Annotated in this window: 10 protein-coding genes; all 10 read left to right on the top strand. The window is 66.8% G+C overall.

All coding sequences use genetic code 11. The features are described from left to right. The first annotated feature begins 40 nt into the window (after positions 1–40). The 10 genes from AC1DTF_RS30905 to AC1DTF_RS30860 all read left to right on the top strand — a co-directional run bounded on the left by AC1DTF_RS30905 (position 41) and on the right by AC1DTF_RS30860 (position 11,136). Positions 41–1,666: a virulence factor Mce family protein gene (locus AC1DTF_RS30905; protein ID WP_477476823.1), complete on the top strand. Its 1,626-nt coding sequence runs from the start codon at positions 41–43 to the stop codon at positions 1,664–1,666. Then, the gene (locus AC1DTF_RS30900) at positions 1,666–2,820 is read left to right on the top strand and encodes a virulence factor Mce family protein (RefSeq protein ID WP_477476822.1); all 1,155 of its coding nucleotides are present in this window, start codon (positions 1,666–1,668) and stop codon (positions 2,818–2,820) included. The genes AC1DTF_RS30905 and AC1DTF_RS30900 overlap by 1 nt, the downstream gene beginning before the upstream one ends. 6 nt (positions 2,821–2,826) lie before the next feature. After that, positions 2,827–4,377: an MCE family protein gene (locus tag AC1DTF_RS30895; RefSeq protein ID WP_477476824.1), complete on the top strand. Its 1,551-nt coding sequence runs from the start codon at positions 2,827–2,829 to the stop codon at positions 4,375–4,377. Next, a complete protein-coding gene (locus tag AC1DTF_RS30890) occupies positions 4,347–4,985 on the top strand; it encodes a hypothetical protein (protein WP_477476821.1) in 639 nt (212 codons plus the stop codon). Before AC1DTF_RS30895 ends, AC1DTF_RS30890 begins: the two co-directional genes overlap by 31 nt. Next, on the top strand, positions 4,982–5,950 hold the full coding sequence (locus tag AC1DTF_RS30885) for an RDD family protein (RefSeq protein ID WP_477476820.1): 969 nt from the start codon (positions 4,982–4,984) through the stop codon (positions 5,948–5,950). The genes AC1DTF_RS30890 and AC1DTF_RS30885 overlap by 4 nt, the downstream gene beginning before the upstream one ends. Beyond that, positions 5,947–6,498, top strand: a complete 552-nt coding sequence (locus AC1DTF_RS30880) for a mammalian cell entry protein (protein WP_477476819.1) — start codon at positions 5,947–5,949, stop codon at positions 6,496–6,498. The genes AC1DTF_RS30885 and AC1DTF_RS30880 overlap by 4 nt, the downstream gene beginning before the upstream one ends. Continuing rightward, positions 6,465–7,163, top strand: coding sequence for a mammalian cell entry protein (locus AC1DTF_RS30875; protein ID WP_477476818.1), 699 nt, complete (start codon positions 6,465–6,467; stop codon positions 7,161–7,163). Before AC1DTF_RS30880 ends, AC1DTF_RS30875 begins: the two co-directional genes overlap by 34 nt. Positions 7,164–7,183: 20 nt before the next feature. Further along, complete coding sequence (locus AC1DTF_RS30870; protein WP_477476817.1) at positions 7,184–7,864, top strand: YoaK family protein; 681 nt, start codon at positions 7,184–7,186, stop codon at positions 7,862–7,864. A 9-nt stretch (positions 7,865–7,873) separates the two neighbouring features. Next, positions 7,874–8,704, top strand: a complete 831-nt coding sequence (locus tag AC1DTF_RS30865; RefSeq protein ID WP_057169036.1) for an SDR family NAD(P)-dependent oxidoreductase — start codon at positions 7,874–7,876, stop codon at positions 8,702–8,704. 125 nt (positions 8,705–8,829) lie between these two features. Beyond that, positions 8,830–11,136, top strand: coding sequence for a hypothetical protein (locus tag AC1DTF_RS30860; RefSeq protein ID WP_477476816.1), 2,307 nt, complete (start codon positions 8,830–8,832; stop codon positions 11,134–11,136). Positions 11,137–11,512 lie beyond the last annotated feature (376 nt).

Raw genomic sequence — 11,512 nt, 5'->3', positions numbered from 1 at the left:
CCGTTTCTTCCGCCCGGATCGCAGGGATAGGGCCGAGTAGATGTCGACGATCTTCAACATTCGCAACATCCAGTTGCCGCGCCTCTCGAAAGCGGCCGTCATCATGGGCGCCATCGTGCTGGCGGTYGCCGTCGGTGCCGCCGCCGTGGGCTGGAACGTCTACAAGAAGCTGACCACCACCACGGTCACCGCCTACTTCCCGCAGGCGTTGGCGCTCTACCCCGGGGACAAGGTGCTCATCATGGGCGTCAAGGTCGGTTCGATCGATTCGATCGAACCCGATGGCGAACGGATGAAGATCGTCATGCACTGGGACAGCAAGTACAAGGTCCCCGAGAACGCCAGCGCCTCGATCCTCAACCCGTCCCTGGTGGCCTCCCGGGTCATCCAGATCTCACCGCCCTACACCGGCGGGCCGGCGATGCAGGACGGCGCCGTCATCGACGAGGACCGCACCCAGATCCCGATCGAGTACGACGAGCTGCGCGACCAGGTCACCCGCCTGCTGGCCGATCTCGGGCCGACACCGGAGCAGCCGAAGGGCCCGTTCGGTGACGTCGTCGAATCGTTCGCCGACGGGTTCGAGGGCAAGGGCGAGCAGTTCAACAAGACGCTCAAGGGTCTTTCGGACGCGGTGACCGCGCTCAACGAGGGCCGCGGTGACTTCGTCGGAATCGTGAAGAGCCTGGCCGTGTTCGTCAACGCGCTGCACAAGAGCGATCAGCAGTTCGTGGAGCTGAACAACGATCTGGCGCAGTTCACCAACTCGTTCACCAACACCGACCGTGAGGTCGCCACGGCGGTGGAGGACCTCGACACGCTGCTGGCCACCACCCGGAAGTTCCTGGACGAGAACGGCACACCGCTCACCAACGACGTGAACAACCTGGCGGAGGTGACGAACGCGATCCTGCAGCCCGAGCCCCGTGACGGCCTGGAGACCGGTCTGCACGCCTACCCGAACCTGGTGGCCAACGTCGTCAACGTGGTGTCGCCCAACCAGGGCGGCATCGTCGGTCTGCCGGTGTTGCCCGGTGTCACGAACTTCTCCAATCCGCTCAACTTCATCTGCAGCTCGATCCAGGCCGGCAGTCGGCTCGGTTACCAGGAGTCCGCGGAGCTGTGCGCGCAGTACCTGGCGCCGGTGATGGATGCGATGAAGTTCAACTTCATCCCGTTCGGGGCGAACCTGGCCGCCGGTGCGATGACGCTGCCCAAGCAGATCGCGTACTCCGAGCCGCGGCTGCAACCGCCTCCGGGTTACAAGGACACCACCGTGCCGGGCATCTTCTCCCGTGACACCCTGTTCTCGCACGGCAACCACGAGCCGGGCTGGATCGTCGCCCCGGGTATGCAGGGCGTCGAGGTGCAGCCGTTCACCGCGAACATGCTGACCCCGGATTCGTTGGCCGCGTTGCTCGGTGGGCCCGACATCGTGGCGCCGCCGGCCCCGCCGGCATTCGGTGTGCCGCCGGGCGGCAACCTGCCCGGACCGCCGAACGCGTACAGCGAGAACACCCCGCTGCCGCCGCCGTGGTACCCGCAGCCCGGCCCGCCGCCCATGCCGGCGCCCGGCGTGATCCCCGGTGATCCGCCGCCGGCCGCGGCGGTCGCCGTGCCCGCTCCGCCCGGGCCTCCGCTGCCCGCAGAGGCAGGTGGCGCGTGATGAGCCGGAATTGGAAGAAGCTGGGTACGCGGACGGTGGCGCTGGCCGCGGCCGGGCTGATGCTCAGCGGTTGTGGGCAGTGGCGCGGTATCGCCAACGTCCCGTTGCCAGGTGGTCCCGGCACACAGTCCGGACACTCGACGATCTACATCCAGATGCCGGAAACGTTGGCGCTCAACGCCAACAGCCGGGTCCGGGTTGCCGACGTGTTCGTGGGCCGGGTGCGCAAGATCGAGCTGAAGAACTGGACGCCGCTGCTGACGGTGGACCTGGAGCCCGGCGTCGAGCTGCCGCAGAACGCGGTGGCCCGTATCGGCCAGACCTCACTGCTGGGTTCCCAGCATGTAGAACTGGACGAGCCCGAGGACGAGGCCCCGTCGCCGGAGCCGCTGCGCAATGGGGACACCATCCCGTTGGCGCGGTCCTCGGCGTTCCCGACCATCGAGCGGACGCTTGCCAGCATCTCGGGCATCCTCACCGGCGGCGGCATCCCGAACATCGAGGTCATCAGCGACGAGGTCAACGCGATCCTCACCGGGCGCTCGGGCGAGATCCGGGAGTTCCTCAACCGGCTCGACACCTTCACCTATGAGCTGAACGAGCAGCGCCAGGACATCACCCGGGCCATCGATTCCACCGATCGGCTGCTGTCGATCGTGGCCGACCGCAATGAGACGCTGGACCGGGTGCTCACCGAGTTCCCCCCGCTGATCCAACATTTCGCCGAGACCAAGGATCTGTTCGCCGATGCGGTGACCGCACTGGGCAGGCTGAGTGCGACCGCCGACGAGACGTTGAGCAACACCAACGCCAACCTCAACACCAACCTGAAGAACCTGCAGCGCCCGCTGCGGGAACTGGCGAAGGCCTCGCCGTACCTGGTGGGGGCGCTCAAGCTGCTGCTGACGGTGCCGTTCAACATCGAGAACATCCCGAAGGCGATCCGCGGTGACTACATCAACGTCTCGGTCACCATCGACCTCACCCTGAGTGCCATCGACAACGGGTTCCTGTCGGGAACCGGTGTCTCGGGCATGCTGCGGGCACTGGAACAGGCCTGGGGCCGCGATCCGGCGACGATGATCCCGGACGTGCGCTTCACGCCGAACCCGAACAACGCGCCCGGCGGTCCGCTGATCGAAAGGTCGGAGTAGAGCATGCTGCTGACCCGCATGATCAAGACCCAGTTGCTGATCTTCGTCGCGCTGACGGTGGTGGCACTGGTGGTGCTGTCGCTGGGCTACCTGCGACTGCCGGCCTACGCCGGCATCGGCATGTACCGGCTCTACGCGAATCTGCCGAACTCGGCGGGTCTGTACGAGACGGCCAACGTCACCTTCCGCGGCACCACGGTCGGCAAGGTTCTCTCGGTGGAACCCACCGAGCAGGGCGCCCGGGTGACGATGAACATCGAGGACAGCACCAAGGTGCCGGTCGACACCGTCGCCAACGTGCACTCGGTGTCGGCGGTCGGTGAGCAGTTCCTCGATCTGGTCTCCACCGAGAACACCGGGCAGTACTTCAAGGACGGCGACACCATCACCAAGGGCCGGGTGCCCGCGGAGGTCGGTCCGGCGCTCGACTCGGCCCAGCGCGGCCTGGCGGCGCTGCCGGAGGAGAAGATCAGCGTCCTGCTCGACGAGACGGCCAAGGCGGTCGGCGGCCTCGGGCCGTCACTCAAACGCCTCGTCGACGGCACCCAGGCGCTGGCCGGCGACTTCCGGCAGAACCTGCCCGCGGTCACCGACATCGTCGAGAACTCCGGGCCGATCATCGACTCGCAGGTGAACTCCCGGGACGCGATCTCGCAGTGGGCCGCCAACCTGAACACCATCACCGCGCAGACCGCGGAGAAGGACGCCGCGCTGCGCAGCGGACTGCAGCAGGCCGCACCCACCGCCGATCAGCTCAACGCGGTGTTCAGCGATGTGCGGGAGTCGTTGCCGCAGACGCTGGCCAACCTTGAGGTCGTCATCGACATGCTCAAGCGGTACAACAAGAACGTCGAGCAGGTGCTCGTCGTGCTCCCGCAGGGCGCGGCGATCGCACAGACCGCGACGATCTTCGCCCCGGAAGGTCTGCTGCACTTCGGTCTCGGTATCAACCTGCCGCCGCCGTGTCTGACCGGCTTCCTGCCGGCCTCGCAGTGGCGGTCACCGGCCGACACCAAGACCGAACCGCTGCCGTCGGGCCTGTACTGCAAGATCCCCAAGGATGCGCCCAACGCGGTCCGCGGTGCGCGTAACTACCCGTGCGCGGATGTGCCGGGCAAGCGGGCCGCCACCCCGCGGGAGTGCCGTAGCGAGGAGCCCTACGTACCGCTGGGCACCAACCCCTGGTACGGCGACCCGAACCAGATCGTCGACTGCCCCGCCGCGGGTGCGCGCTGCACCCAGCCGGTCAACCCCGGTCAGGTGATCCCGGCACCGTCGATCAACAACGGGGTCAACCCGCTGCCGGCCAGCCAGCTGCCGCCGCCGGAGTCGACGTTGCCGACCAGTGACCCGTTGACCCCGCCTGGCCAGGGCTCGGTCACCTGCAGTGGACAGCAACCCAACCCCTGCATCTACACTCCGGCAGCAGGTCCATCGGCGGTCTACAGCCCGTCCAGCGGTGAGGTTGTCGGACCCGATGGGGTCAAGTACTCCGTCACCAACTCGAGTAGCTCAGGAGATAGCGGATGGAAGGAGATGCTGGCACCAGCCGGCTGAACCCCACCGACAACGAGAACGACACCGCTGCCGATGAGGCGGCGGAGATATCGACAGCGGACGCCCCCGAGGAACTCGCGGAAGGGGAGTCCACCGAGGAACCGAATCACGGGCGATTCGGCCAGGGCTGGCTCGTCACCATTTGTCTGGTGCTCTTCCTGGCGGCCGCGGCTCTGTCCGCGGGCGGCTACCTGCTGCTGCGTTCCAATGCGCAGAGCGAGCAGATCGCCCGCGATGACGCGGTGGCGCTGCAGGCGGCCAAGGACTGTGTGACGGCCACCCAGGCACCCGACACCGCTTCCATGGGTGCCGCGCAGGCCAGGATCGTCGATTGCGCGACGGGTGATTTCGGCGCCCAGGCCGTGTTCTACAGCTCGATGATGATGGAGGCGTATCAGGCCGCCAAGGTTCAGGTCGAGGTCGCCGACCTGCGTGCCGCAGTCGAACGCCACCACGACGACGGCTCCGTCGACGTGCTGGTGGCCGTGCGCACCAAGGTGACGAATTCCGAGACCGCAGATCAGGAGCAGGGCTACCGGTTGCGGGTCACCATGCAGCGCGCCGACGGCACCTACAAGATCGCCAACCTCGTCCAGGTCACCACGTGACGGCCGTGCTCGACGAGCTCGACGGCACCGAACAGGCCGCGCCTGCGGTACCCGCATCGTGGGGTGCCCGGGCTGCCGCGCTGGGCATCGACGTACTTTTCGGTGTGGCGCTGATCGTCACGCTGGCACTGCTGGCGTGGACCGCGCCGCTGATGGGCTGGCTGTGGTGGGTCTACGTCGTGGTGGCGGTGCTGGCCGGTCTGGCGATGATGATCAACCGCTGGGTGCTTCCGACAATCACCGGCTGGACCGTGGGCCGCGCCGTGACCGGTATCCGGGTGGTGCGCCGTGACGGTGCAGCCGCGGGGACCGTCCGGCTGCTGGCCCGTGACCTCGCTCATCTGCTGGACACCGCCGCGGTGTTCCTGGGCTGGCTGTGGCCGCTGTGGGACCGGCGGCACCGGACGTTCGCAGACCTGTTGCTGCGCACCGAAGTTCACCGGGTCGGGGAACCGGAGCGGAATCTGCGCCGGCCGGTGGCGATCGGGCTGGTGGCCGCCACGCTGCTGTGCGCCGTCGCCACCGCCGCCGGCTATCTGATGGTGTATCGCCAGGACCGCGCCCTGGAGACCGCGCGTGCCGAGATCGCCGCGCAGGGCGCCCGGATCGTCGAAGAGATCCTGAGCTACACCCCGGACACCGCCAAGGACGACTTCGCTCGCGCGCAGTCGCTGGCCACCGACATCTACCGCCCACAACTGGTCCAGCAGCAGGAGGCGCTGCAGAAGACCCCGCTGGTGTCCAACGAGTACTGGACCGTCAATGGCGTGGTGCTGGAGCAGCCCGCGCTGACCACGAGCTCCGCGTCGATGTTGTTGGCGATGCAGGGTCAGCGCGGCAGCGATCCGAACGCCATGCGGTTCATCACCGCCACGGTGCGGGCGGACTTCGTGAAGACCGGCGATCAGTGGCAGGTGCAGAATCTGTCCGTACTGACAAAGCCCCGCACCGGGGGTGGCCAATGAGCCCGCGCCGCGTCGTCGACACCGAGGCACCGGAGTACTTCTACGCACCGGTCGATCCGCCGCCCCGGTGGGGTCTGCCGTTGGTCGCGGGGATCTCCGCGCTGCTGGTCGCCGTGACGCTGGGCCTCGCCATGTTCATGACCGTTGCCCACGAGTCGGACCGCCGGATCCAGATCCGCGATGCCGACGCACTGGGTTATGTGCGCGCCTTCATGCGGGCCTACACGACGCTGGATCCGTTCAACGCCAACGACTACGCCGACCGGATACGCGCCCAGGGCACCGGGGAATTCGTGAAGACGTTCACCGAGAAGCAGAACGAGATCGTGCTGCAGGTGGCCCGCAACGAACCCACCAACGGTGAGGTGCTGGAGGCGGGTGTGCAACGGTGGAACGACGACGGCAGCGCCGATGTGCTGGTCGCGACCAAGATGACCACCACCACCCCGGACGGCAAGCAGACCATCGAGACCGGAAGTCGTTGGGTGGCAACGGCGATCAAGGAGGGACAGCAGTGGAAGATCAGCCGGCTGATTCAGGTGATCTGACCTCCGAGGCAGACGCCGACGTCGAGCCCACGACAGACGCCGCCGTGACCGACGATGCAGCGGCCGACGATGACGCGACCGAAGATGCGGTTGCCGACGCAGCGGCCGACGATGACGCGGCCGCCGAACCCGTGTTGGTGCCGCACCGTGCACCGAGTCGCGGCGTGAAGGTCGCGGCTGTCGCCGGCGCCGCCGTGTTCGTCGCTGCCGCCGCCTTCGCCGGGGCCAATGCGGCGCCGTATCTGACCGACCGCGCCCTGGTCCAGGTGAAGCTGGACATCGCGGGCACCGCCGCCAATGCCATCACGACGCTGTGGACCTACACACCTGAGGACATGGAGACCCTGCCGGACCGGGCCGCCAAGTTCCTCGGCGGGGATTTCCAGGCCGAGTACCGCAAATACATCGACGCGATCGCCGCACCCAACAAGCAGGCCCAGGTGTCCAACAACACCCAGGTGCTCGGCGCGGCGGTGGAGTCGCTGGACACCGACAGCGCATCGGCGATCGTCTACACGAACTCGGTGGCGACCAGTCCGGTGACCAAGAACATCCCGTCGCTTCGCTACCTGTCCTACCGTCTGAACATGGAGAAACGCGGGACCGACTGGCTCATCACCCAGATGAACGCCATCACTTCTCTGGATCTGACTCCCAGGCTCTGACGGCTGCCGGGCACGCGTTCATGAAATCGCCCGTCTCGCACCGCCTGACCGTCACGGCGCTGCTGCTGCTCACCTTCGCGACCGGACTGGTCGACGCGGTGAGCGTGCTGGTGCTCGGTCATGTGTTCGTGGCCAACATGACCGGCAATGTCATCTTCCTGGGATTCTGGCTCGTCCCGCATTCGGGGGTGGACCTGTGGGCTGCGGTGGTGGCCTTCCTCAGCTTCGTGACCGGCGCAGTCATCGGCGGACGGCTGGTACGCCACCTCGGTTCCTCGCAGCGCCGCTGGCTGACGGTCGCGCTGTCGGTGGAGGTCATGCTGCTGATCGTCCTTGCCATCTTGGCCGGAAGCGGTGTGCTGCGTTACCACGACAACACCAAACTCATCCTGATCGCCGGCCTCGCAGTGGCATTCGGCATCCAGAACGCCTCCGCCCGGCAGTTCGGTATCCAGGAACTCAGCACCACCGTGCTGACCCAGACCATCGTCGGCATCGGGTTCGACAGCAGGATCGCCGGCGGCACCGGACAACGCGAGAAGCTGCGCTACACCGTGGTGCTGACGATGTGTGCGGGAGCGGTGCTGGGCGCGACGCTGACACTGCACGTGGTGGCGCCGGCGATCGGGCTGGCCGCGGCGGTCGTCACGGCGGCGGCCCTGATCTTCGCCTTCGGCCCGGCAGCTCCCGGCGACGGATAGTCTGGCCGGATGCCTACAGTCCTGGTCACCGGCGCTGGCCGGGGTATCGGCCGCACCATCGCCGAACAACTGGCCGCCCACGGCTGGGATGTCATCGCGGGCGTGCGCAGCGAGGCAGACGGCGCGGTACTGACAGCTGTTGACCCACAGCATATTTCGACGATCATCCTCGATGTCACCGATGACGCGCAGATCGCCGCACTCGACAGCGCGCTGCCCGCGCAGTTGGACGCGGTGGTGAACAACGCCGGTGTCGTGATGGCCGGACCGATGGAAACTCTCACCAGCGAGCAATGGCGCAGACAGCTGGACGTGAACGTCGTCGGTCAGCTCGCGGTGACCCGGGCCGTGCTGCCCCGCCTGCGGGCAGGCCGCGGCCGGGTGCTGTTCATCTCGAGCGTGAACGGCCGGTTGTCGACTCCTCTGATCGGGGCGTACGCGGCGTCGAAATTCGCGTTGGAGGCGGCTGCGGATGCCCTCCGAATGGAGCTGAGCCCGTGGCGGATTCCCGTGGTGCTGATCGAACCGGCGCAGACCGACACCGATATGTGGCGGACCGCGGGCACCATGGTCGACGATGTGGAGGCCGCGCTGACGCCCGCCGAACGTGAGCTGTACGGGCGCCATGTCGATGGAATGCGCAAGTCCGTGCCGATCTCGCAAAGGCTTGCGGTGGCGCCCGAGAAGGTATCTGACGTGGTACGCGCGGCGCTCACCGCGAGACGGCCGCGCCCCCGCTACATCGTCGGCGCTGGACCGCGTCTACAGGTGGCGCTGATGACGAATTTGCCAGCGCGCGTGCGGGATCGGGTACTGCGGACCGTGATGCGCCAGCCCTGATCGACGCCGCCGATCATTACCTCCGCAAACGCCCCAGCGCGGCGATCTTGAATGTTAAGTTCCCGCTGAGAACTGCATGGGGCAGCGGGGGAGGCGTGGGGCTGATGGCTGGAAAACACCGGAACGTGGCGGAGCGGACCAGGCGGATCGCCGTGGTCACGGCCGCGACGGCGACTGCGACGGCGCTGACGGTCGGTGCGGCAGCGCCGACTCCGATCCCGCGCCCGGAGGAGCATTACCTACGGGTGGTGGAGCAGCCGGTCGACCTGAGCGCGGCGGTCAGCCCGTTCGGTCCGCCCGGCAGCCTGGCCGATGTCACCGGCGGCGCGGGGCAGACCGGCTACAACACCTTTCAGGAATTCATCGCGGCCTACGAGCGGGCGCTGGCCGGCGTCAATCTGGCCGGCGGTTTCGGCCTGAACATCGAGACCCTGCTCAGTCAGATCCCGACGGCGTTCCTCGACGACATCCTGGGTGCGATTCCGATAGGTCTTGGGCCGGTGCTCGAACCGATCCTGGGTGGCGTCGTCACGCCGTTGCTCATCAGAATCCTTGACCTGCTGAACATCACCGATGCCCGGGGCAACATCACGCTGTCGGCAGTCCTGGGCCTTGTCGGGCTGGACCTCTCGGATCCGCTGAATCTGGCCGGACTGAACATTCCCGGTATCAACATCATCACCGCCGGCGAACCGTTCACCTTGCTGAAGATGCTCGCCGGACTTGACCTGGGCTGGACGCCCGGCACCGCGAACGCGGTGGCCGAGACCATCAACCAGACGCCGTACCTGGACATCGGCGTCGAGAAGCTGCTGGACGGCGTCCTGGATCTGGCAGGGGACGCGGTCGGCGGGATTCCTCTGCTCGGACCCCTCATCGACGCCGTGCTCAACGGTATCGAGAACATCAACCTGCCCGACCTCAACGTCATCGAGGTGCGTATCCCGATCGTCGTCGGATCGGGATTCGGTGCGATGGCAGCAGGATCGGCCTACCAGCAGGTTCTGGACGATCTGAAGAATCAGCCCCGTCTCGGCGCGAACGGCGGCGGCCCGTTGGGCAGCCTGACCCTGCTGCCGATGATCCTGGCCAACAATGTGGGCCGCGCCAACGGCGGCATGCTCGCCCGGTTCTACCCCTTGTTCGATCTGCTCGGTATCGACATGATCACCCCGGATGTGCAGGCCACCAACGTGGGAACCGGCATCCCGGTGCTGGGCACCGGAATCGAGCTCGGTGCGGCGAACCTTGTCCCGATCAAGGTGGACGCCACCGTTCAGTACCAGCCGTACTCGGACTTCGCGGCCTGGCCGAATCCGTTCACGTTGTTCAACAACCTGCTGGCAGGCACCATCGGCGCGTCCTACATCCTGCGCGGTGTGGAGCTGGACAGTGCGCTGGACCAGATCCTCGAAGAGGTCGGGGAGACCGTCAGCGATGCACTGGATCTCGGCAATCCGCTGAACATCAACATCTATCTGACATTGGCGACCAGCACCCTGCCTCTGTTGGAGCCGCTGTATCTGGCCGGTGACCTGCTGAACATGGTGAGCTTCGGGACGCTGGGCACTCTCCCGATCCGGCTGGCCAACGCGCTCGCTCCCGCGCTCACCAGCCTGGTGAACCTCGGTTACACCGACGTGGTGCGCAACCCGGACGGCACCTACACCCGCACGCTGGACGACCCGGACACCGCGACACCGTTCATGTCCTTCCCGGACGTCAACTGGGGCAGGGCCATCAACGATGTGCTGACCTCGCTGGCAAACGGCTTCCACAAGGAGTTCATCAGCGGTAAGCCCAGCGCGGCCCCGCCCAACGTCCTGGAGAATCTGGGCAAGCTGATCCAGACCCTCACCAAGGGACTGAATCTGGGCGGTCTCACCGCGGGCCTGCAGGAGGGCCTCGACAATCTGGTCGCCGGACTCACCGGGCAGGCGGGTCGCCAGTCGCCCAATGCGGCCCGCACGCTGGCGGCGGCGGCAGGCGAGGTTCCAGACCCGGACGCCAAACTGGTCACTTTGTCGGTGGATCCCGATGGCGACGTCCCCACGGGCAAGCATGCCGCCAACCCGAGCGCCGAGAGCCCTGAGGACTCCGGGCTGGCACCCAAGCATGCGGCCCCGGAGGACGAGGACACCGACGAGGCGGCCGAGGAACCAACCAAGGCCGAAACTCCCTCTGAGGCAGAGGCTCCCGCTGAAACCCCGGCGGCGTCCGAGGCTGAGGCCGAACCCGAGGTCGAGGCGGAGGCGCCGGTGGTGAAGAAGCCGACGGTCAAGAAGAACCCTCTGCAGAACCTGGTGCGAGACATCACCAATGCGTTCACCCCCAAGAAGAAGAAGCCGGCGGCGACCGCGTCGACCGCCGGGGACGCCGAGGCTGACGCGAAGAAGTCCGATACCAAGAAGGCGGACAAAGAGGCTGCTTAGTCGCCCGTGCCCGACGGCGATTCGGTTCGTCGGCTCTGGCGGTTCGGTTCTGTCCGGTCCGCAGGCAGCGGCGTCGTGGCGGGTCCGGCTCGGTCGTGCGTGCCGGTTCCCGCCGCTGAAAATTTCTCTGTGTAGTTCTTACGAAATCATTGGTGACCACACTTGGTGACCACGCTGGGGAGCGGTCGTCGGGTCTGGATGGCTTACGGCATTGGTGTTGAGTTAGGCGGTGTCGCTGAGTGTTTCGAGGGTGACGTGGTAGCCGAGGGCTTCGAGCTGTCGGATGGCGTGGTTCTTGGTGGGGCCAGGTCGTCGGGTTGTGTAGTAGTCCGCGCCGGGATCGCGGTAGAAGTCGCCGTTGGTGAGCATGCCGTGG

Source organism: Mycobacterium sp. P4_H6 (genome assembly GCF_056400845.1).
Note: the sequence above shows the minus strand (reverse complement) of the source record. Positions and strands in the feature narration are given on the sequence as shown.